15 protein-coding genes are annotated in these 22663 nt (G+C 49.6%); 9 read left to right on the top strand and 6 right to left on the bottom strand.

The features are described from left to right. Nucleotides 1-80: 80 nt before the first annotated feature. Together NG796_RS17560 and lepA are read right to left on the bottom strand one after the other, a co-directional pair. A complete protein-coding gene (locus tag NG796_RS17560; RefSeq protein ID WP_261208164.1) occupies nucleotides 81-1013 on the bottom strand; it encodes a UDP-glucuronic acid decarboxylase family protein in 933 nt (310 codons plus the stop codon). A gap of 312 nt (nucleotides 1014-1325) precedes the next feature. Next, nucleotides 1326-3137 carry a translation elongation factor 4 gene (gene lepA / locus NG796_RS17555; RefSeq protein ID WP_261208163.1) on the bottom strand — a complete coding sequence of 604 codons (1812 nt, stop codon included), beginning with the start codon at nucleotides 3135-3137 and terminating at the stop codon, nucleotides 1326-1328. Nucleotides 3138-3771: 634 nt separating this feature from the next. Between lepA and NG796_RS17550 the strand changes: the two genes are divergently transcribed. From NG796_RS17550 to NG796_RS17525, 6 genes are all read left to right on the top strand, one after another. Continuing rightward, on the top strand, nucleotides 3772-4002 hold the full coding sequence (locus NG796_RS17550; protein WP_261208161.1) for a hypothetical protein: 231 nt from the start codon (nucleotides 3772-3774) through the stop codon (nucleotides 4000-4002). 118 nt (nucleotides 4003-4120) lie between these two features. Further along, nucleotides 4121-5959: an ATP-binding protein gene (locus NG796_RS17545; protein WP_261208159.1), complete on the top strand. Its 1839-nt coding sequence runs from the start codon at nucleotides 4121-4123 to the stop codon at nucleotides 5957-5959. Between the two features lie 498 nt (nucleotides 5960-6457). Further along, the gene (locus tag NG796_RS17540; RefSeq protein WP_261208158.1) at nucleotides 6458-7819 is read left to right on the top strand and encodes a GAF domain-containing sensor histidine kinase; all 1362 of its coding nucleotides are present in this window, start codon (nucleotides 6458-6460) and stop codon (nucleotides 7817-7819) included. A gap of 167 nt (nucleotides 7820-7986) precedes the next feature. Beyond that, nucleotides 7987-8637 carry a DUF3386 domain-containing protein gene (locus NG796_RS17535; protein ID WP_261208157.1) on the top strand — a complete coding sequence of 217 codons (651 nt, stop codon included), beginning with the start codon at nucleotides 7987-7989 and terminating at the stop codon, nucleotides 8635-8637. Nucleotides 8638-8841: 204 nt separating this feature from the next. Next, nucleotides 8842-9084, top strand: a complete 243-nt coding sequence (locus tag NG796_RS17530; protein WP_261208180.1) for a NifU family protein — start codon at nucleotides 8842-8844, stop codon at nucleotides 9082-9084. A 122-nt stretch (nucleotides 9085-9206) separates the two neighbouring features. Next, entirely contained in the window at nucleotides 9207-11441 is a 2235-nt protein-coding gene (locus NG796_RS17525; RefSeq protein ID WP_261208179.1) for a glycoside hydrolase, read from the top strand. 236 nt (nucleotides 11442-11677) lie between these two features. Here the strand turns inward: NG796_RS17525 and NG796_RS17520 are convergent, their stop codons facing one another. The 3 genes from NG796_RS17520 to NG796_RS17510 form a co-directional block, all read right to left on the bottom strand. Then, entirely contained in the window at nucleotides 11678-12529 is an 852-nt protein-coding gene (locus NG796_RS17520; RefSeq protein ID WP_261208156.1) for a DUF2993 domain-containing protein, read from the bottom strand. A 116-nt stretch (nucleotides 12530-12645) separates the two neighbouring features. Further along, nucleotides 12646-13437, bottom strand: coding sequence for a hypothetical protein (locus tag NG796_RS17515; protein ID WP_261208155.1), 792 nt, complete (start codon nucleotides 13435-13437; stop codon nucleotides 12646-12648). A gap of 253 nt (nucleotides 13438-13690) precedes the next feature. Continuing rightward, nucleotides 13691-14602, bottom strand: a complete 912-nt coding sequence (locus tag NG796_RS17510) for a hypothetical protein (protein ID WP_261208154.1) — start codon at nucleotides 14600-14602, stop codon at nucleotides 13691-13693. A gap of 451 nt (nucleotides 14603-15053) precedes the next feature. On the opposite strand from NG796_RS17510, the gene NG796_RS17505 reads away from it, so the two are divergent. Continuing rightward, nucleotides 15054-17411, top strand: coding sequence for a glycoside hydrolase family 31 protein (locus tag NG796_RS17505; protein ID WP_261208153.1), 2358 nt, complete (start codon nucleotides 15054-15056; stop codon nucleotides 17409-17411). Between the two features lie 71 nt (nucleotides 17412-17482). Here NG796_RS17505 and NG796_RS17500 read toward each other — a convergent pair whose 3' ends face one another. Beyond that, nucleotides 17483-17911: an endonuclease domain-containing protein gene (locus tag NG796_RS17500; protein WP_261208152.1), complete on the bottom strand. Its 429-nt coding sequence runs from the start codon at nucleotides 17909-17911 to the stop codon at nucleotides 17483-17485. Nucleotides 17912-18943: 1032 nt separating this feature from the next. On the opposite strand from NG796_RS17500, the gene NG796_RS17495 reads away from it, so the two are divergent. Continuing rightward, nucleotides 18944-22183: a CHAT domain-containing protein gene (locus tag NG796_RS17495; protein ID WP_261208151.1), complete on the top strand. Its 3240-nt coding sequence runs from the start codon at nucleotides 18944-18946 to the stop codon at nucleotides 22181-22183. Then, nucleotides 22180-22620 carry a hypothetical protein gene (locus NG796_RS17490; protein ID WP_261208150.1) on the top strand — a complete coding sequence of 147 codons (441 nt, stop codon included), beginning with the start codon at nucleotides 22180-22182 and terminating at the stop codon, nucleotides 22618-22620. The genes NG796_RS17495 and NG796_RS17490 overlap by 4 nt, the downstream gene beginning before the upstream one ends. Nucleotides 22621-22663: the final 43 nt, after the last annotated feature.

Genomic DNA, 22663 nt, shown 5'->3' with positions numbered 1-22663 from the left:
GATTATACTCTATCTCATGTGGGAGAATATTTCCACTCATTAGGAAGATAATTCTCCTACTGAAAGATTACCCCGTTCGGTTATTTGGATATCAGGCGATCGCGAAAATCTTCTATGGTCAATTTTAATCCTTCATCCACATGAACTTGAGGTTCCCATCCCAGCCAAGTCTTCGCCAGGGTAATATCGGGTTGGCGTTGGCGCGGATCATCTTGCGGAAGGGGCTTAAATTGAATATCCGCATCTGGATTTACCATTTTCTGGATTTTTTCAGCCAGTTGTAAAATTGTGTATTCATCCGGATTCCCCAAATTTATGGGACCGATATGTTCTCCATTCATCAAGCGCATTAACCCTTCTACTAAGTCAGAAACATAGCAGAAACTCCGGGTTTGAGACCCATCCCCATACACCGTCAAGGGAATTCCTCGCAACGCTTGCACGACAAAATTGCTCACCACTCGTCCATCATTTTCTAACATTCGGGACCCGAAGGTATTAAAAATTCGAGCAACCCGAATATCGACATTATTTTGACGGTGGTAATCAAAACAGAGGGTTTCTGCTACTCGTTTTCCTTCGTCGTAACAACTCCGAATTCCAATGGTATTGACATTTCCTCGATAGTCTTCCGTTTGAGGATGCACGTCTGGGTCCCCATAGACTTCTGAAGTAGAAGCCATTAAAAGTCTCGCCTTAACTCGTTTGGCGAGTCCCAACATATTCATCGTACCAATGACGTTGGTTTTAATGGTTTTTACTGGATTGTACTGATAGTGAACCGGCGATGCAGGACAAGCTAAATGATAGATTTGCTCAACTTCTAACCGAATCGGTTCTGTTACATCGTGGCGAATCAGTTCAAAATAGGGGTTTCCCAACCATTTACTGATATTTCGCTTATCTCCGGTAAAAAAGTTATCTAGGCATAAAACATCATGCCCTTGTTCCATTAACCTATCAATGAGATGGGAACCGATAAAACCGGCACCCCCCGTAACCAATATTCTCATACTTTTAAGCTACTTAGAGTTAGAAAGGACAGAGCCATCGGCTCAAAACCTGGCATCCCGTTAATTTCTTTCTTAAAATAACAAAAAAAGCGCCCTTTTCGGCGCTTTTGAAGCAAAGTTAATTAAAACTTTACGTTTTGTTATATAGCCTTTCTTTTGGTGGTCAAATCCATTAAGGACCCCCCTAAATCCTCCTTTCCCAAAGGGACTTTCTAGGTTCCCCCCTTAGAAAGGGGGGCTAGGCGGGATCGAATAGACGTACCTCATGAAGGGGAAAATTGCTATAAAACCCTTAAAACTGGGAGTTTTGTTTTAACCCCGATCGAGCTTGAGGACAGCCATAAATGCTTCCTGGGGGACATCAACGGTCCCGATCGCCTTGAGGCGTTTCTTACCCTTCGCTTGCTTTTTCAGTAGTTTCTTCTTCCGGGAGATGTCCCCGCCATAACATTTGGCTAACACATCCTTTCGCAGGGCGGGAATATTTTCACTGGCAATCACCCGAGACCCAATCGAGGCTTGGAGTGGGACCTTAAATTGATGGCGGGGGATCAATTCCTTGAGTTTTTCTACCAAGGCGCGACCCATGACATAGGCTTTATCCCGGTGAACAATCATCGCTAGGGCATCCACGAGATCATTTTTAATCAAAATATCCATCCGCACCAACGGATTCTCTCGGTAGCCAATGACGTGATATTCCATGCTGGCATACCCGCGCGATCGCGACTTCATCTGGTCAAAAAAGTCCGTCACCACCTCTGCCAACGGCAACTCATACACCAACGTAGTCCGGTCCGGGGTCAGGTACTTCATATCCGTAAACTCCCCACGGCGAGTCTGACAGAGTTCCATTAAAGCCCCCACGTAGGTTTCTGGGGTAATCATCTCCACGCGCACATAAGGCTCCTCAATTTTTTCCCGTTCTTGAGGACCGGGCAAAAGACTGGGATTATCAACGTAAACCTTTTCCCCGTTGATTTTTGTGACCAGATAAACCACCGAGGGGGCCGTGGTGATTAAATCCAGGTCATACTCGCGTTCTAGGCGTTCCTGGACGATTTCCATGTGCAGCAGTCCCAGGAATCCGCACCGGAAACCAAACCCCATCGCGCTGGAGGTTTCCGGTTCATAAGAGAGGGCGGCATCGTTGAGTTTAAGCCGTTGCAGGGCTTCGCGCAGGTCCTCAAATTGGTCTGCATCCGTGGGAAATAGGCCACAGAACACCATTGGATTCGCTTCGGTGTAGCCCGGGAGGGGGGTTTCTGCCGGTTCTTTAGCCAAGGTGATGGTATCCCCAACCCGGGCATCTTCGACGGTTTTGATGGCAGCGGCGAGATAGCCCACTTCTCCGGCGTGGAGTTCATCTAGGGGTTGTTGGGTAGGGGAGAGTACGCCGATTTCGTCGGCATCATATTCCTTACCGGCGACCATGAGGCGGACCCGATCGCCTTTTTTGAGGGTCCCATCCATCACGCGAAAATAGGCGATCGCCCCGCGATAGGCATCGTAATAACTATCAAAAATCAACGCCCGTAAGGGAGCATTCACCGTATCTTTAGGCGCGGGAATCCGATTGACGATCGCCTCCAAAATCTCATCCACTCCGATCCCCTCTTTTGCGGAAGCGAGAATGGCATTGGAGCAATCTAACCCAATAATTTGTTCAATTTCATTTTTAACCCGTTCCGGTTCTGCTCCCGGCAGGTCAATTTTATTCAAAACTGGAATAATTGCTAAATCATATTCCAGGGCTAAATACAGGTTAGCCAGGGTTTGGGCCTCCACCCCTTGGGACGCATCCACCACCAACAGCGCCCCTTCGCAAGCCGCCAGCGATCGGGAGACTTCGTAGGAAAAATCCACGTGACCCGGGGTATCGATTAAATTGAGGACGTATTTTTCCCCATCGTTTGCCTGATAGTTCATCCGGGCCGCTTGCAGCTTAATCGTAATGCCGCGCTCCCGTTCCAGTTCCATGTTATCAAGGAACTGTTGCTTCATGGCCCGTTTTTCCACTGTGCCGGTCACCTGGAGGAGACGGTCAGCCAAGGTGGATTTTCCGTGGTCGATATGAGCAATGATTGAAAAGTTACGAATACGAGATACAGGAACGTCGGTCATACGCTTTTGTCAGTTATCGGCGCGATAGGCTTCGGATGCAATGGGCAAGATGGTTTTAACAAGGGTCGTCACCCCCGGTCATTTAGACTCCGGCGATTCCCTTGCCCTCACCCTATTTCTTAACACATTTTAATACTTTTCGGATCCAGACGGTCCCCCTTTGAGCAGTTTCCTCTTTGGCGATCGTCCGATCGCATTTGCGCGGTGATTATTAACAGAATTTGATGAAGGAATCGCATCCAGGGTCTAAATTCATGACGTCTATTGCAACCCACTTGCCTGAAAAAACAACTCCACCGCTCAAGGGTAAGCCCTCAATCCGCAGATTAGGGAGATTAAGAGAGCCTAACTCTTACGCAAGTTGGCTATAAAGTTGCGAGTTAGCACCCCAGGGAATCATCTCGTTATCCCACAAGATGAATTAATACTCAGTAGATAGATTGGAAGCAGCATCGTACAATAGATAGGATGACATCCCAGGGATGCTCGGGTCCTGATGCACCGGAGTTCTCCTGCGGTTGTTCACTGCTGACTCACCAGAGCCGTATTGAGTGCACGGGACTTGAATTTTGAACCGGCACGCTTTCACGAGGGCCGTGTAACCTTATACCCCAGTTTAGAAATTTACAACTGTATGAACGATCAGGCTGTGCAATATAGTCGCAACCCCGAAAAAGTAGAGATTTCGATCCATATCGATCCCGAACTGCTCGATCGCGTCAGTCATTTGACCAACGATCCGAGCAAAGTCATTGAAACAGCCCTGCGACAATGGTTACGCGGGGATACCAGTCGCGATGATGAATTGACCCGCAATTTGACCCGCAATCCGCCAGTTCCCCCCCGTGGAGAGTGGAATGATTGAGATGCAATGCCAATTTTAGTCGGGGTACTTAATCAATGGCCTCCGGTTGTGGATCGGTAGAAAGAATGGGTTTTGAAACCCTGGTGATGCCCTATTTGGTGATGATTTTTCCCGTGCCGTGAATGACTCTACACCCCCAGCTTATCCAGCGGAAAATGATTCGAGTTGGTTGCGATCGCTAGGCGCACAACTGGCATTTACTCAAGATGCCTCGGGTTTATATCGAGGATTTTATTGGTCAAATGCTGAACATTACGGGTTAAATTCCCAGGAAATCGTCGGCACTTTCGTGGGAGATCAGTTTAAACCTTTAAGCATCACCCCTTATTTAGAACGGGTCGAACGGGTGTTAAACTCCCGGATTCCTGAGCGGTTTAGCTATCCGTTTCGCTATGGCGATCAATACTTCTTATTTGAACTGGCGATCAGTCCGATTTTTCCCCCTCAAGGAGAACCGCTTGAAGTGCTGGTAATAGGACGATTACTGCCCAATGCGCTCCTCTGGGGGCAGGAGGAGCAATCGGGCAATCCCCAGGCGATCGCGTCGAATCACTTAGATCTGCATCACAAATTCCTCAGTAGCATTGTAGGGAGTATTCGCCGGACTTTACCTCCGGGATCGGAACTCTATCAGAAACTTCTCGGGGAAATGGCGCGCAAGATTCGGCGTACCCTAGACCTCGATACCATCTGGAACGAAACGGTTCAAGGTTTGGGGTTGGCATTGGGGGTCAGCCGTTGTATGATTTGTCCCTACCAGCCGGGAAGCTTGAAAGTCCGAGTGGTGGCTGAATACATTACGCCACCTTTACCCACCCTACAAGGGCAGGACCTTTATCTAGCAGAGCATCCCGCTCTAAATCAGGTGTTGCTGACTCAAATGGCAATGGTTGTGGGTCCCGAAGAGGCGATCGCCTCGGAACCTGAGTCTATGTTAGTGGTGGCAACCAGCTACCAAGATCGACCCAATGGCTTAATTTGTCTCGATCGCCCCGGTATCCTCCCGAACCCACCCGTTGAGGCAAATCCGGCGGAATCAGCCAAAAATACCCCGTTGCGTCCCTGGAGTATGGCCGAAATTGAGTTAGTCCAGGAACTCGCTGAACAAGTCGGCACGGCGATCGCTCATGCCACCCTCTACGAAGAATTAGAAGACGCTCGTCAAAAAGCCGAAGAAATTTCCCAGATCAAAAGTCAGTTTCTCGCCAATACCTCCCACGAACTGCGGACCCCCCTCAATGGCATTATCGGGTTCCTCAAATTAATCGTGGATGATATGGCAGAAGATGAAGAAGAAAAACAAGAATTTATTAAAGAAGCCTATCGCAGTGCGGTCCATCTCCTCAATTTAATTAATGATGTTTTGGATATTGCCAAAATTGAAGCGGGCAAAATGGAACTCGATTTAGTTCCGGTGAAACTGGATGAACTCTTAACCGGAATTGAAAATCATGCTCGCGCTCACGGACAGGAAAAAAATTTAAGTTTTCAGGTTTATAAACCCCGTACAGAAGATGAAATAATTCTCTACGGGAACTATCAACGGTTGTTACAGGTTCTCTTTAACTTAGTGGGAAATGCTATTAAGTTTACCCATGAAGGAGGAATCACTATTACCGCTGAACTCATCGAATACCCCGTATTTTTTCAAAACCAAGAGTTTCCCGGCATGGTTTCCATTGCTGTTGCTGATACCGGCATCGGCGTTTCTCTGGATCAACAAGATAAACTCTTTCAATCGTTTTCTCAAGTGGATGGGGAACGAACCCGGCGATATGGAGGGACGGGATTAGGACTAGCGATTTCCCAACGGCTGATCGAAGCAATGGGGGGAACAGTTAATTTCTATAGCATGGGGGAAGGACTCGGTTCGACGGTAACTTTTACCGTCTTGCTTTATCAAAAACCTGTGATGATTTTCACCCCAAATTCCGAATCCCTTGATTTATTACTGTAAGGGGTTCCTCCCGGATTTCGGGGAAAAATCATCTCTAAATCATTGCCATTATTTCGTTGAATTGGGATGAAATATTGTCCCGACAGAGGCAGGGGTTTGAACAGCACAAGAGGAGCGATCGCCTTAGACAAAGAGCTTGGGGGGCTTCACGATATCTTTACACGATCGCCCGGGGGTTAAGTCGGCTCAACCCTAAGCACTTCCGTAATTGTACGGTTGACAGAAGAGGAGGATTAAATTATCTTTCCTAAAGATTTTATAAAGCTCCTACAAGACACTGGTCAGGGAGAGAAAGATTATGCAAGAATTCCAGTGGGCTTAAATATATACCGCTTTCCGGTAGCCCGTTGGCAGGATAAATCTCCGGCGCTTCTTTTTCCTGGATTTGAGTGAACAATCCTCCCAAAGCGATTAGGATCAATACTGACGAGTCTTTAAATGATGATTAGAAAGATTATGTAACGTTCGGCGAGATCAGCCGATTAGGGGAAGGGTGTCATGTCTGAGCAACAATCGAAGAAATCACAACAGCTACTACTCCAAATCGCGAAAAGTATCCATCGCACGTCTAACTTGGAGCGAATTTGGCAGCAAACTGCCCGAGATTTAGGGAGTGGACTGAGTGCAAGCCGTTGTATTATTTATTCCTATCAGGAGGAGAATCAGCCTTTAAAGGTGGTAGCGGAGTATCAGCAACAGGCAATGGCTTCGATGTTAGGATGGGAAGTCAGACTAGAGGAATGTCCAGAAATTGGCAGGGCGATCGCCACCCTTGAACCTGTCCTAGTGGATACAAGCCTACCCCAAGAAAATGGCGAACGGTATTCTACTTTGATTGTTCCTACAGCTTATGAAGATCGACCCAATGGGGCGATCGTTTTGTATCACAAAGTCCATAAATCGCAACTGAATCAAGAGCCTTGTCCCCTCCTCTGGAGTGAGGCAGAAATCGAATTAGTCCAAGAAGTTGCCAAGCAAGCGGGAAGTGCGATCGCCTCAGCAACCCTCTATCATCAACTCCAAGAAGCCCGACAACAAGCCCAAGAAGCCGCCCGCCTCAAACATGATTTTTTGGGCAAGATTTCCCACGAATTCCGAACTCCCCTGAACCATATCATCGGATTTCTGCAACTCATTCTCGATGATATGGTAGACGATAGCGAAGAGCAACGAGAATTTATCCATGAAGCTCACCATAGCGCCCTCCACTTCCTCCACATGATTAATGACGTTTTGGATTTCAATAAACCCAAAACCATTCCTATTATCGAACTAGAACTCAGTCCCGTTAATTTACATAAGCTTTTAAAAAATATCGAACGCTGTGCCTTCAATCAAATTGAATCTAAACAGCTTACGTTTAAAATTATCCAACCTTCTAATTCCCGCAATATTTTCTTACAAGGGAATGAAAACCAGTTGCTGCAAGTCATGTTAAATCTAGTGGGGAATGCGATTAAATTTACCCATCAAGGGGGCATTATCATTGAAGCGGAAACCATCGCTCACAAAGTGATAAAGGAGGAGGCTGACCCTTTCAATGGGATAGAAATTCGCATTTCTGATACGGGAATCGGCGTTCCCCTAGAATATCAATCCCGACTCTTTGAACCGTTTTTTCGAGTTCATGAAGCCTATACCAGTCCCTACCCCGGAACAGGGCTGGGTCTAGCCCTTTCCAAAAAAATTATCGAAGGCATGGGCGGTGAGATTCATTTTTATAGTATGGGGGAAGGACTCGGATCCACTGTAACCGTGGACTTGCCCCTAGCCGCCCCTTGCTTCAGTTCTAAATCTTCCCCGGAGATTAGCCCTGCCCTCAATCTTCAGTCCACTCCGATCCGAGAAGAGCGCGGATAGGGGAGGGATTCCTGGGCAGACAGGCGTAAAAAACCCGGTTTCTAACATCGGTTGTGTCCCCGGAGTGGGCGCACCCCAGACGACGAGTCCCTTGAGTCTGATACCACAACCCACCCAGTCAGCTTGTACCCTAAAAGGAGGACAACATTGAAAAACTAAGGGCAAACATGACCGAACAAACGAACCCCCGTGATTTATTTCGCGCCGCCTACGAAAACCGTTACACCTGGGACTCGAACTTTCCAGGATATCGTGCTGAACTCCAAGTTAAGCAGGGAGAAGAAACCTATACCGGCCAAATCCACATTAAAGGCGATCTCACCGTAGAAGTTAGCGGAATCGACCAGGAAGAGGTGCAACAAAGCGTTTATACCCAATTGCGGGATATCGTGACCCACCGCAAACGGAGCAAATTTGAGGATGCCCACGGCAAAAATAGCTTTAGCGCCGGGGAATCCGATGACACGGATGCCATCGAAATCCTGGTGAAAGGGGATGCGATGGGGTCTAACTACAAAATCCGAGGGACCGAAATCTGTCAAGTCAGCCGAGTCATGGGTCGGATGGCATTTACGATTGATACTGCCGAAAGTCTGGATACGGGGGAGGGCTATGTTGCCACGCGCTATCATGTCGTCTTCCGCAATGCTCAAACCAACGACTTGATCCGAGAACTTGACTTTGAGGACAACTACGAAAAATTTGGAGACTATTACCTGATGACCCATCAAGTCATCCACTCCAAAGAAAATGACACCGTAACCGCCACGGAGTTCAATTTCTCTAACATTAAACTCTTAGAACCGGCAATGGTTTAAATCGCCAAAACTCAGGGGTCTGGGGTGACCCAGATTCCGGGATCCCCAGACTGAGTGCAGATCCCCCTCGGTGAAAATCTGTGAAATCTGGGGTTCACGGCCAAAATTTTGCCTGTTCCTCAACCCGATCGGCGATCGCCCCTCACCCGTTCCCCAGAACCGTTAAAATTTGGACAGGACCATAAACCAAAACCAGGAGAATTTATGTCTGCAACATTGGCACTAACTTCGGAAAATGTCGAAACTGTATTAGATGAACTGCGCCCCTACTTGATGGCCGATGGCGGAAATGTCGAACTCGTAGAACTAGAGGGTCCAATTGTCAAGCTGCGACTCCAAGGAGCCTGCGGATCCTGCCCGAGTTCTGCCATGACTTTAAGAATGGGGATCGAACGCAAATTACGCGAATGCATCCCTGAGATTGCTGAAGTGGAACAAGTGCTGTAAGTTCAGAAGGAATTGACGATCGCAGGTCGGTTAGGAATGTTCACCCGCAAGCAGTCTGTGCGATGAACCCTTCAACCCTGACCAGCGATCGCCATCTCCTGTCCTCATCACTTCTTCTTACTATGCCTCACCCGCTCTATGTTGCTTTTATTTGGCATCAGCATCAGCCCCTCTATAAAAGCCGAATTGGGGGTCAGTATCGATTGCCTTGGGTTCGTCTACACGGCACGAAAGATTATTTAGATTTAGTGCTGATCTTGAATCGGTATCCTAAACTCCGTCAAACGGTGAACTTAGTACCGTCCTTGATTTTACAGCTAGAAGACTATATCGAAGGCACGGCATTTGATCCTTACCTGACTGCCGCCCTCACCCGAGAAGACCAGCTTAACCTGGAACAGAAACATTTTATTGTCGAGCATTTCTTTGACGGGAACCATCGCACCTTAATCGATCCCCATCCCCGCTACGCTGAATTGTACGCCCAACGGCAGAACGAGGGCCGGGGATGGTGTTTGGAACATTGGGGCGATCGCGAGTATGGGGATTTGCTGGCATGGCACAATCTCGCTTGGATTGACCCGATTTTTTGGGATGACCCGGAAATTGAAGCTTGGTTAAAACAAGGTCGGAATTTCACCCTGAGCGATCGCCAGCGCATCTATTCCAAACAGCGGGAGATTATCAGCAAAATTATCCCCCAACATCGTCAGATGCAGGAATCGGGTCAATTGGAGGTAATTACTTCCCCCTATACCCACCCGATTTTACCGTTACTGGCGGATACCAATGCGGGTCGAGTGGCGATTCCCCACATGGAATTACCCCAGCATCGCTTCCAGTGGTCCGAAGATATTCCTCGGCACTTAAGTAAAGCTTGGACCATGTATCAAGAGCGATTCGGCCAGAATCCCCGGGGGTTATGGCCTTCGGAACAAGCGGTCAGTCCTGAGATTTTACCCTATATTGCCGAACAAGGGTTTAAATGGATCTGTTCCGATGAAGCGGTTTTAGGCTGGACTTTGCAGCACTTTTTCCATCGGGATGGCGCAGGGAATCTGTTTGAACCGGAATATTTGTATCGTCCTTATCGGTTAGAAACACCCCAAGGGGATTTATCCATTGTATTCCGAGATCACCGCTTATCCGATTTGATTGGATTTACCTATGGTGCGATGGAACCGAGGCGGGCGGCATCGGATTTGGTGGGCCATTTAGAGGCGATCGCTTATTCCCTAAAACAGCGACAAGCCGCCGGTCCCGAAAGCGGGTTAGAACAGCCTTGGTTAGTGACGATCGCCCTGGATGGAGAAAACTGCTGGGAATTTTATAACCGCGATGGTGAACCGTTCTTAAATTCCCTTTATGAAAAACTCAGTCATCATGGAGAGATTGAGTTAGTTACGGTTGCGGAGTTTATCGAGAAGTTTCCTCCTACGGCGACGCTGCCAAGTGGTCGTTTACATAGTGGATCTTGGGTCGATGGCAGTCTCACAACCTGGATTGGTGACCCGGCCAAAAATAAAGCCTGGGATTTGTTAGAACCAGCGCGGCAGATGCTGGCCCAACATCCGGAAGCGACGGAAGAAGCCAATCCGGAAGCCTGGGAAGCGTTGTATGCTGCCGAGGGTTCGGATTGGTTCTGGTGGTTTGGCGAAGGTCATTCCTCCAACCAAGATGCCATGTTCGATCAGTTGTTCCGGGAACATATTGCCGCCCTCTATCAAGCACTGGGTGAGCCAGTTCCGGAGACTGTCTTACGTCCGGTGGAAGACCATGAGCAAGAAGGCGATCGGCGTCCCCAAAGTTTTATCCATCCCATTATTGATGGCATTGGAGACGAACAGGATTGGGACAAAGCCGGTCGCATTGAAATCGGCGGTGCCCGGGGGACTATGCATCGCAGCAGCGCCATTCAACGGGTTTGGTATGGGGTGGATCACCTCCATTTCTATCTCCGAATTGATTTTAAAACCGGGACAGAAATTGGCAAAGATTGTCCACCGGAATTAAATTTATTGTGGTACTATCCCGGTCATCCCATGAGTATCAGTCCCATGCCTTTAGCACAACCCCCCGATCGCGAACCCTTCAACCACCTGTTCCATCACCATCTCGGCATCAACTTAGTGAGTCAATCTGTGTGGTTTCAGGAAGCACGAGACCATCATCAGTGGCATCCCCGCAAGGGTCGCGCCCAAGTTGCTTTCAATAAATGCCTAGAAATCGCCATTCCCTGGGCGGATTTACCCACCGATCCGGATTGGACCCTTCATTTAATGCTCGTCTTATCTAACGGAGGTCGATTCCAGGATGGGGTTACCGAGGATCATTTAATTCCCATTCAAATGCCCTAATTTCTATTTCTAGTCTAAATGAATTTGACCATTCCGGAAGACCATTCCGGAAAGGAGTGGGAGTATCGGGTTCTCTCCTATGGAAAGGGGGCCAGATGCTCCCACTCCTTTTAATCATATTTTGGATTAAGCTGATATCACGGTTAAAATTTTTCCTCAATTGAATCCCAAACTTAATGGTTTAAATCATTTAAATTGGCTCTATTTTCAGAATTTTTAATTGCTTGAAAATGTAATTAGTTGCTGGGAATTTCCTCAATATAAGCTTGAGCATCTAAATGAATTTGACCGGGAACAATTTTTAATCCGTGTAAGCGAATTGACATTCCTGATGATAGCTCAAAATTAGAAATATTGAGCAGATATTCACATTTTTTTAATAACTCTGCGGTCATTTCTGGGGAGAGTTCATTCCCATCTAGGTACTCAATTTCCTCTAAACGCGCCCCGGTTCCATCAGATTGGACCTTCGGTATGGCAGTAAATTCCACCTGACGAGTTTCTCCGGTTTCCCGGAACAGTACGCCGATACTGAGTCGGATTTTTCCCTCACCGGGAAGGCTAAAATTAACCTGATGAGCATCCAAAGTCAGGGGTTTTCCCTCGACGGTGACCGGAAAATTTTGGAGTTTATCTTGAAGATAATCTGAATCAAAGGCATCATTAATATCCTGTTCATTTAAAACAACTGCAACGGTGGCTTCCGTGGGTTGTTGTAATTGAATATTTCCCAGGGCAGCTAAAAGAGGATTGACGGATATTTTGCCCGTTTTTATATCCAATTTTTCCATTCTTAACTCTTGCTTCATAACCATCCCTTCCCCGGAAATTTCTACTGCTTCTAATTCACCTTTTACCAAATTAGCGGACTCAGAATGAACGGAAACATCCAAGGTTTGAAACTCATCGAATTGACTAGAAATGGCTAATTTGGCTGCGGCATTAATAGCGCGGTCCTGCAGTGACTCTTCTTCGATCATGAGCTTGATCTCTCTGTAATTATAAGGGATATATTTAATGTAGGCGATCGCCTCGGTTCTGAGTTCTCTCTCTTGGGTTACTTTAAGGCAAATTTTAAATCTCTCCACAGGGTTAGGTCAAAGTTAGTTAAACCCAGTCATAATTTCCCTCATTTCAAGAGACCTCTTGCAGAATCTTGCAAGAGGTCTCTCTCAGATTTGTCTCAGTTTAGCCAGAAAACAGTTTAATTTTCCTCACCCTTTTGATAAACGTTTTCGGCGAACATCACGGGACGGTCTCCAAACTCTTCAACTAATAGAGTTTGCATCTCAGGACTCCATCCTCGGATATCAAATTCTGCCATCACAAAAGGCCGAACTTCGCCTGTTACGACGATATCTTCTCCCGCATTAATCCGGTTGGCTTCCGGGGGAAGTAATACCAGCATCTCTCCACCACCAATTAAGCCACTTTGTTGTACTAACATGGCATTGGCGGTAAAATATTCATTCAGTTCACCTTCTACCGCAATGGTTTGGCCGTAAAACTGTTCGGGATTGTCTGCAATTTGGCCCGGATCCGGGGCTAACGCCACAGATTCAGCAACAATTACAGGTCTCTCGTCATATTCCACATACACATCAGGATTCCAAAAGTCCCAGCCAAAATCTTTCTCAAGTTCAGCTACTCGCAGTTGTCGGACTTGTCCGGTGACTTGAAGAGGTATATTGTCATTCTCCGGGGGGAGAATGGGTTGTCCGGTATTGTTAACGACTAAGATTTCTGAACCGCCAAAGAATAAAAAACCACCGCGAGTTAGTTTAAACGCATTCTCATCGATGCTTTCTTTAAAATCTCCTCGCACTGTCACCGTTTGTCCGTAAAATTCTTCTGGGGATCCGGCTACATTTTCTAGGGTAATTACGGAATTAGCAGGATAGTTTTCGATTTGGGCGACCGCTTTTCTAGGGAAAGCGGGAACCAAGGTAGCCGTCATCAAGGCTAAGGCGATCGCTACCCCCATCGGGTTTCCCATTCGGTTCTTCTTTTTCGTCGGGGTTAAATTCTTAAGCATCTTGAGATAACCTCATAGAATAAACTGATAGTTTTAAACGGGACATTTCTGGTTTTTAAGTCAGTCAATTTCAGGAAAATCCGCACAGTGTGATAAAAGTAAATTCCCCTCTACTTTATCGAGAAAAGTCTGATTCTCCCTCCCTCTTTAGAGGGGTTATTTCTTCAGGGAGGGGCAATGACATCAATTCCCCCTCCCGCGTTCTGAAGGTGAATTATTCAGCGTTAGGATAGATGCCATCGGCGACTAACACCAGGCGATCGCTATACTCCGATTGGATCCGTTGTTGCATTTCAGCATCCCAGTTGAGATTATACTCACTTTGCAAGGCAGCCATATCTAAGGGACGTAGTTCCCCAGTGACGACGATATCTTGATTTTCTGGGATGACTTGCCCTTGATCTGCATTGATTACAATCACGTTGTCGCCATCGAAACTAAAGGTATTAGGCGCTAACATTTCATCGATTTGGCCTTCCATCGCAACCGGGCGATTGAAAAAGGCATCGGGATTGTCAGACACTTGGTCACCCGTCGGAGAGAGGGCCATAGACTCAGCAATAATTACGGGTTGATCCTCATACTCGCTATACAACTGCGGATCTAAGTCCAATCCGTACTGTGAAGTGATCTCCTCCCGGCGGAATTGACGGACTTCTCCACTCACTTGGACTCGCATATCCTCAGCATCGGGAATCCCAAAGGGTTCGCTGGTGGAGTTGATGACTAGAATGCCCTCCCCAGCCAAAGCGCGGTCATCACTCATTAAAAAGGTATCCGCAGAGGTATCCATTTCGTCCACGTCTCCACGCACTGTCACGGTTTGACCGATAAAGTTTTCGGGATTAGAGGAGATATTTTCCGGGGTTGTCTCCATTTGTTCCCCTTCCATTGCCGTGGTGCTCTCTCCCGTAGTCATTCCCCGTTGTCCTGGACTTGTCGCCGTCGATTCTCTTCCGGGACCGGGGGCGGTTGGCGATTCTTGGTACTCGGTAGTCGTCGGTTGCTGTTCGGTCTCATTGTAGGCTTGGTTATCTTGCTGACAAGCCGGTAACAACAGGGCAAACAGTCCCAAAGCCAGCGCACTGGTACGAAGGCCACCTTTTTTTAGGTCCTTAATAATCATAATTTTCTTTGCTCCTAATTTACGGCCTGACCCCTTAATCAAAGGAAGGGCTGAATTAATTTCTGACAATTCTCCCAGGCCGGGTCTGCACTGAGTATTGGTTTTTTATGTAACTTGATAATAAGAAGAATAACTCGGCGATCGCCTCTACCCATAGGGCAATTTTAACCTCTATCCAATTAGGTACCCAAGGAGGGAAAATCAACTCTCACCCTTCAAAGGGGCAACTCTTATTTTAAATAGATGGTCACCGCCCTGAAGGAATTTAAACCTCACTAGACCTGATGGTAAAATACGGGATTGCTGCCCCCCAAACCCCTTGTAATAAAAGAAATTTTTACAATTTGACAAAAGGTCTACTCAGTTCAACCCAGCAAGATTTAATTTTTTTTATAGAATAAAAGGATGCCCTAGAGTGGGCTTAATTCATTGAATTTCAAATTAAATTAATATGCCCCAATATTTTGGAAAACTTCCCACAACAGAACAGCCTTGGACCAGCCTCCAGTCTGTGCAAGCAGTCAAACAACTTGAGAACTACCTTTACTTCAATTGTGGCAGTCAAACCCTGGTGATTCATGCAGTTGCACCGAATCTAATCCGGGTGCGAATGTCCCCAACGGGAGGAGTTTCGCCCCCGCGATCATGGGCCGTAACTCAGGAGGAAAATTGGCCTGCGGTAGAATTGACTGTACAGCAACATCCGGATTCTACAGAACTCATCACGGACCGGATGCGGGTGGCGATCGCCCACCATCCCTGTCGCCTCACTTGTTTTGATAGCCAGGACCAACCCTTTGCCCGAGATATCGACCCGGGAATAAGCTGGCGGCAAGGGGCCGTTGCCAACTGGAAACAAATCGAAGCAGGGGAACATTTCTACGGATTTGGAGAACGCACAGGACTCTTAGACCAGCGATCGCAAGTGCGGACCAACTGGACCACCGATGCCCTGGATTATGATATCCTCACCGATGAAATGTATCAGGCCATTCCCTTTTTCATGGCCCTCCGTCCCGGGGTCGGCTATGGCATTTTTTTCAATACTACCTTTTGGAGTCAATTTGATTTAGGTGCATCCCAACCGGGGGTCTGGAGTATGGAAACCCGAGGCGGTGAGTTGGACTATTATATCATTTATGGTCCAGAACCCGCCGAAATTGTGGCAACTTATACTCAGCTTACGGGTCGGATGCCGATGCCGCCCAAATGGGCTTTGGGTTATCACCAATGCCGCTGGAGTTACGACTCAGAAACCGAAGTGCGAGAGTTGGCCCAAACCTTTCGCGATCGCCGGATTCCTTGCGATGTTATCCACCTTGATATCGACTATATGCGCGGATATCGGGTCTTTACCTGGGGTCCGAAACGCTTCCCAGACCCAGCCAAACTGATTGCCGATTTGCGTGAGAATGGGTTCAAAACTGTCACTATTATCGATCCGGGGGTGAAATATGAACCCGAAGGAGATTACCCGGTATTTGATGAAGGCAAAGACCGGGACTATTTCGTTCGCAACCCCGATGGATCAATCTTTCACGGGTATGTCTGGCCGGATAAAGCCGTATTCCCCGATTTCCTCAATCCGGAAGTGAGACAATGGTGGGGAGACTGGCACAAAACCCTCATAAATATGGGTGTAGCGGGAATTTGGAATGATATGAACGAACCGGCGATCGAAAACCGGCCCTTTGGAGATGACGGCCATAAAATTTGCTTCCCTTTAGATGCACTCCAAGGACCGCCCGAAGACCGGGCCACCCATTTAGAAGTGCATAATCTCTATGGTCAGATGATGGCGCAGTCCTGCTATCAAGGGTTGCGGCGACATCGACCCAATCAGCGATCGTTTGTGCTAACGCGATCGGGATTTGCCGGAATCCAACGCTGGTCATCCGTCTGGATGGGGGATAATCAATCCCTCTGGGAACATTTGGAGATGTCCCTGCCGATGTTATGTAATATGGGCTTATCCGGCGTCGCCTTTGTCGGCTGTGATATCGGCGGATTTGCCGGAAACGCCACCGCTGAACTGTTTGCTCGATGGATACAGGTGGGAATGCTCTATCCCTTAATGCGGGCGCATTCAGCATTAAATACAGCCCGTCATGAACCCTGGGTCTTTGGCGATCGCGTGGAACGCATCTGTCGCGAGTACATCGAATTACGCTATCAGTTGCTTCCTTATTTGTATAGCTTATTCTGGGAAGCTGCAACCACCGGAGCACCGATTTTACGGCCTTTACTGTATCAGTTCCCCAATGAACCCCAAACCTATCAAATTCAAGACCAAGTAATGCTCGGTCCCTCTCTCATGGCCGCCCCAGTGTATCGTCCCGGCGTCCAATGTCGGGCAGTTTATTTGCCTTCCGGGGTTTGGTATAATTGGTGGACCGGAGAGCAACACCAAGGACCAGGCTATATTTTAGCCGACGCACCCTTGGAACGAATGCCGCTATTTGTTCCCGCCGGGGCGATCGTCCCAATGGGTCCAGTAATGCAATATACCGACGAACGACCTCTGGATTCTCTCACAATTCGAGTCTGGCCGGTAACAGGTTTGGAAACTTTGCACAAAACCTTTGTCCTCTATGAAGATGATGGTCACAGTTTGGACTATGAAACCGGCACTCAGGGCATGACAACCTATACATTACAGCAGTCTGCCGGAGAACTGGTCTTCAGTATCTCCCCCCGCACAGGAAATTGGACCCCACCCCCCCGAGAGGTAGTGATTGAAGTCCTGGGATTTGGGGAACAGCGCTTTATAGATGACGGAGGCGATCGGCAGTTACGCTTCCTACTCTAACAGCACCTCCAGTACCCTCCCCTTGGCAAGGGGAGGGCTAGGGTGGGGTCCCTCTGGTACCAAGAGGAAGACTAAAGTGAGCTTCTCCCCTCCGGTTCCCTCCCCTTGCCAAGGGGAGGGTTAGGGTGGGGTCCTTCCCGCAATCGGCAAATCATCAGAGAGATCGCCTCAATCACACCATCCAACTCGTTATACACTTCCTGATTCGTAAACCTTAAAAAACAAACCCCTGTAGCTTCTAAAAAAGACTGTCGTTCAACGTCATAAATTCTCGCCTCATCCCCAAAATGACTCTCTCCATCAATCTCGATCGCCAACTTCAGTTCAGGTGCATAAAAATCAACAACAAATATACCAATACTATACTGCCGCCGAAATTTGCAGCCCTCAACCTGGCGATCGCGCAATCTACCCCAGACCAACTTTTCAGCAGGGGGCATATTATGACGCAGCGATCGCCGTTTTTCCTTTTCTGAGGTCTTGTTGTAGAGTTCGGTCATGAATCCACCGCCAATCACTCGACTTTATCCGTTAGGATACCCGACAACAACTCCCCTCTTTCTCCGGTCCCCTCCCCTTGGCAAGGGGAGGGCTAGGGTGGGGTCCTCTTGAGCCGGGGATTGGGGTAAAAAGCGTCAATTTGTTGGCTGAATATTGGAGGCGATCGGAACCCCCCCTAGCCCCCCCTTGCTAAGGGGGGGGACCGGAATTTCTAATACCTCCGGTCCCCTCCCCTTAGCAAGGGGAGGGTTAGGGTGGGGTTCTTCTTGGCCGATCGCCACCTCACCCACCCTTAACTCAACCTCTTGTCCCCTCCCCTTGCCAAGGGGAGGGCTAGGGTGGGGTTCTTTTAGCGATCGCCACCTCACCCACCCTTAACTCCACCTCTTGTCCCCTCCCCTTAGCAAGGGGAGGGCTAGGGTGGGGTTCTTTTAGCGATCGCCACCTCACCCACTCTTAACTCCTCCTCCGGTCCCCTCCCCTTGGCAAGGTCCGGGTTAGGGTGAGGTCCTCTTGAGCCGGGGATTTGGGTAAAAAGCCTCTATTTCCTATTTGAATATTAGACGGTTTCCCGCAACATTGGGACCCCCCCTAGCCCCCCCTTGCTAAGGGGGGGGACCGGAATTTCTAATACCTCTTGTCCTCTCCCCTTGCCAAGGTCCGGGTTAGGGTGGGGTCCTCTTAGCGATCGCCACATAACCCACCCTTAACTCCACCTCCGGTCCCCTCCCCTTGGCAAGGGGAGGGCTAGGGTGGGGTTCTTTTAGCGATCGCCACCTCAACCAATCATGAGAGGCGATCGCACCTGTATAGAAACTGGCCCGATCGCCACCTCACCAGAACTCTCCACCCACTCATTCATCTTGACGCGCTTCAGCGCATCAAGAGGACCCCACCCTAACCCTCCCCTTGCCAAGGGGAGGGGACCGGAGGACCGCTAACAATGAGAGGGGCACACCTGGGGTACAGTAAGAGAGAGTTGCCCCAACGGCTTTCCTCATGGTAGTTCACTCATAGTTCAGGGTACTAGGATGTTAGGTAAACTTTGGCGTTGGTTGAAATCCACAGTGGCTCGGTGGTGGGGAGGGGGACGAACAGCCGCCCCCCCACCGCCACCGCAGATGAATCCCCTCAGTGATACTCAATATGAACAAGTCTTTCTGAAACTGCTGGATGGAGTGGCTCTGGGATGGGACTCGGGACGGGTGTTGGACTATCTGGGAGAGCGAGTGGATGACCGCTTTTTTCACAATTGGCTGATGCGCTTTGGTCGCGATCGCCTTCTGGGTTCCCCCCGTCCTCACCGGGAACTCGCCTCGCGGATGGTGCGGTTGGGGGAACTCGGCAGTGGGAAAATCGGCGAGTTGGCTCATCAGTATGGGGCGCAGAAGTTGGCTCAACCGTTGTCCCCCCTGACCGAGGCGGAGTTTGAGTCATTGTTCCCTGAGTTGTTGCAACAGCGACACCAGGGATGTGAGGCGGTGCTGGAGTGGTTGCAGGAGTTGGAACCTCGGGCCCAGGAGAGGGATTGGTTGGACTGGTTGGAGAAGGCGGGGGAGACTTGGTTGGCGAACCCCCCAGAGGCGCGGTTTGTTCAGGCGTTGCAGGAGTTTGGCAATCTGGGAGCGCTCCCCCTGGCGCAACGGGTGGGGGATTTGGGACAACAATTGCAAGAGCGTTTGAGGGTTAGTTCGCCTCATCCGTTGCCGCCGGGGACTGGGGGAATGACATCTCCAGTGGCACATCCAGGGGGGACTGGGGGCAGTTCAGTAGAGGCTGGGGGGAGTCAGGTGAGTTTGACCTTTGAAAATCCGGAAGCAGAAGCGGCATTTGGACGGATAGTGGAGCTATTTAACGCTGGTGATGATGAGGCGGCGCTGATGTTAGCTAATGAGGCAATTGAATCCTTTCCAGATGAGTGGGTGTTGTGGGGGATTCAGGGCGACGTGCTGGGTAACTTAGGTCGCTATGAGGAGGCTGTTGCGAGTTATGACCGCGCCCTCGAACTCAATCCTAAGTATCCAATAGCCTGGAGTGCCCGGGGCTATGTGCTGGGTAACTTAGGTCGCTATGAGGAGTCTGTTGCCAGTGATGACCGCGCCCTTGCCCTCAATCCTAAGTATGCAGACGGCTGGTCTAACCGGGGCATTACGCTGTCTGAGTTAGGTCGCGATGAGGAGGCTGTTGCCAGTTATAACCGCGCCCTCGAACTCAATCCTAACTTGGCAAAAGGCTGGGGTAGCCGGGGCATTTCGCTGGTTAACTTAGGTCGCTATGAGGAGGCGGTTGCCAGTTATGACCGCGCCCTCGAACTCAATCCTAACTTGGCAGAAGGCTGGACTAATCGAGGCAATGCGCTGTATAACTTAGGTCGCCATGAGGAGGCGGTTGCCAGTCATGACCATGCCCTTGACCTCAATCCTAACAATGCAATAGTTTGGGTCAACCGAGGCAGTGCTGCCGGAAACTCCCCAGGATGCTTCTATTCCGTCACTCTTACCCTCCCCCCTCACCTGCAAAACCCCGCCCTGGACCAACGGGGGTATGAGGGAGAGTTAGCCAGCTATGAAGAAGGTTTGAAATATTGTCTCCCCGACCGTGACCCACAAGGCGCGGGATGGCTGAATTATAATATAGGTTCCGTCCATTATTTCCGAGGTCGCCGGGACGCGAACCCTTATCCCTTCTGGCGAAAAGCGGTCACTCGTTACAACGCCGCCCTCGACACCCTCAGCGAAACCCACTCCCCCGAACTGCGACTCAAAGCCCTGCGAGACTTGAGCCGCGTCCTCTTTGAACTGGGTCAACGTGAGGAAGCAGCAGAAGTACGGCGTCAGGGGTCTGACCTGTTGCGCTGCTTGATTCAACAATCCCCCAGTCCCGGGAAACAACGACTACTGGCCCTGGAGTTTATCAGCTTCCAACAGTTGACCGTTGACCTGGAATGCCAAGCCGGACATCCCGTGAGCGCCCTGATGCTGGCGGAACAAGGCAAAAATAGCTGTTTGCGCTGGTGGCTGTCGGGTTGGATGGAGGAGATTCCCAGTCCTGACTTCCCGAGTCTGCAACAGTATCTCTGCCGTGAGAAGACCGCAGCGGTTTACTGGCACATCAGTCCTGCGGCCCTGACCACGTTTCTGCTCAAACCCAACCAAGACCCCATCCCCCTCCTAGCTTCAGAGGAGAGCGATGCGCCTTTCCCCAGACTGCAACAATTACTGGCATGGGAGAAGTGGGTCGATACCTGGAAACAGGACTATCAAGACTATCGCAGCGGTAAATCCAAGTCCGGTTCTCCCAAGCGAGACCATCCCTGGCGTCAGCAGATGGACTCTCGCCTGCAACAGTTGGGGGAAATTTTGCGGATTGAGGCCCTGCTGGCGGAGTTGGCCCATGAGGAGATTGACCATCTGATTTTACTGCCCCACCGGGACTTGCACCTGTTCCCCCTGGAAGCTTTATTCCCCCCCCACTACAGTCTCATCCGCCTTCCCAGCGCTCAGGTGGGCATGACCCTGGCGCAACAGCCGGTTCCCCCCATCACCTCCGAGGCTCCCCTGCTGTTGGTGGGAGATCCCGAGAGTCAGGGATTCCCGCGTCTTGATTTTGCCGCGTTCGAGACGGAAAGCCTGGGGAGGCGGTTTCAGCGGGTGCAGCCTCTGTGTGGTCCCCAAGTCCGTCAAGAGTCCCTCAAGGACGAACTGGTAAAGGGGGAGTATCGGCTGATGCACTTTACGGGACATGGGGGCTACGATTTTGACGCGCCGGATCAATCCTGGTTAGCCTTATCGGGGAAGGAGTTTTTGCGGGTTAGGGAGTTGCTGAATCTGCCCCTGTCGGGCTATCGTTTAGTCAGTTTGGCGGCTTGTGAAACAGCCATGACCGGCCAGAAATCGATTACCACCGACTATGTGGGACTCAGCAGTGGCTGGCTGATGGCGGGGGTGTCCTTGGTGTTGAGTACCCTCTGGAGGGTGGACGATCCCGCGAGTATGCTGTTGACCCTGAAGTTCTATGACCTGGTGCTGGCAGGAGTCCCGGAACCCCAGGCCCTGGCTGAGGCGAAACGGTGGTTATCCCACTGTGATGTGGCGGGGTTACGGCAGTTTTACGAGGCGGAACAGGAACGGTATGGGGCAGATAATAGGCGGGTTCGTCCTTTCTTCCTGGACCAACTGGATTTCCTGGAGGGACAGGACCCCCAGGCGCAACTCTATGCTCATCCTTATTATTGGGCCGCATTTACATTAACTGGAGATACAAAATTATGAATTCTCTCACTTACGTTACGCTCAAGGCGTTTCTGGCGGCGCTTTGTACTCTGGAGGAGTCTCTTCCGGATGAGGTTCAGGCGGAGATTCGGACGGTTGGTCAGAAGGGGGACTATGATCAGTTGGATGAGATCGCCCGCAACTGTCCACAGTTGGAAACCACCTATCTTAAAGCGCGCAAAGCCTTAAATCGCCAGAGTCAGGAACGCAACAAGGGCAAGGATTTTCGCCCGGATAACACGCCTGAACCCCTCAATACAGAAACAGAGAATTTTGCTCGCAATATTGAGGAGTTGAAGGATATGCAGGAGTTATTGGACAAGATTGAGGCGGAAATGACGAGAAATAACGCCAATGGGTCAGAGGTTCCGGAGAAGATTGAGCGGATTCTGACGGCTGAGGATTGTGTTGCGATCGCCTCTCAAGTGTTTCCCTAACGTCCTTTAGCTTAACTCTGATTGTTGCCCCCGCCTAGCCCCG

It is taken from the genome of Laspinema sp. D2d (genome assembly GCF_025370755.1).
Lineage (GTDB): Bacteria > Cyanobacteriota > Cyanobacteriia > Cyanobacteriales > Laspinemataceae > Laspinema.
Note: the sequence above shows the minus strand (reverse complement) of the source record. Positions and strands in the feature narration are given on the sequence as shown.

Excerpts from the sequence above, each read along its gene's own strand:
- NG796_RS17560 (WP_261208164.1), bottom strand. The coding sequence starts at position 1,013 with ATGAGAATATTGGTTACGGGGGGTGCCGGTTTTATCGGTTCCCATCTC.
- lepA (WP_261208163.1), bottom strand. The coding sequence starts at position 3,137 with ATGACCGACGTTCCTGTATCTCGTATTCGTAACTTTTCAATCATTGCT.
- NG796_RS17550 (WP_261208161.1), top strand. The coding sequence starts at position 3,772 with ATGAACGATCAGGCTGTGCAATATAGTCGCAACCCCGAAAAAGTAGAG.
- NG796_RS17540 (WP_261208158.1), top strand. The coding sequence starts at position 6,458 with ATGTCTGAGCAACAATCGAAGAAATCACAACAGCTACTACTCCAAATC.
- NG796_RS17535 (WP_261208157.1), top strand. The coding sequence starts at position 7,987 with ATGACCGAACAAACGAACCCCCGTGATTTATTTCGCGCCGCCTACGAA.
- NG796_RS17530 (WP_261208180.1), top strand. The coding sequence starts at position 8,842 with ATGTCTGCAACATTGGCACTAACTTCGGAAAATGTCGAAACTGTATTA.
- NG796_RS17525 (WP_261208179.1), top strand. The coding sequence starts at position 9,207 with ATGCCTCACCCGCTCTATGTTGCTTTTATTTGGCATCAGCATCAGCCC.
- NG796_RS17515 (WP_261208155.1), bottom strand. The coding sequence starts at position 13,437 with ATGGGAAACCCGATGGGGGTAGCGATCGCCTTAGCCTTGATGACGGCT.
- NG796_RS17510 (WP_261208154.1), bottom strand. The coding sequence starts at position 14,602 with ATGATTATTAAGGACCTAAAAAAAGGTGGCCTTCGTACCAGTGCGCTG.
- NG796_RS17505 (WP_261208153.1), top strand. The coding sequence starts at position 15,054 with ATGCCCCAATATTTTGGAAAACTTCCCACAACAGAACAGCCTTGGACC.
- NG796_RS17500 (WP_261208152.1), bottom strand. The coding sequence starts at position 17,911 with ATGACCGAACTCTACAACAAGACCTCAGAAAAGGAAAAACGGCGATCG.
- NG796_RS17495 (WP_261208151.1), top strand. The coding sequence starts at position 18,944 with ATGTTAGGTAAACTTTGGCGTTGGTTGAAATCCACAGTGGCTCGGTGG.
- NG796_RS17490 (WP_261208150.1), top strand. The coding sequence starts at position 22,180 with ATGAATTCTCTCACTTACGTTACGCTCAAGGCGTTTCTGGCGGCGCTT.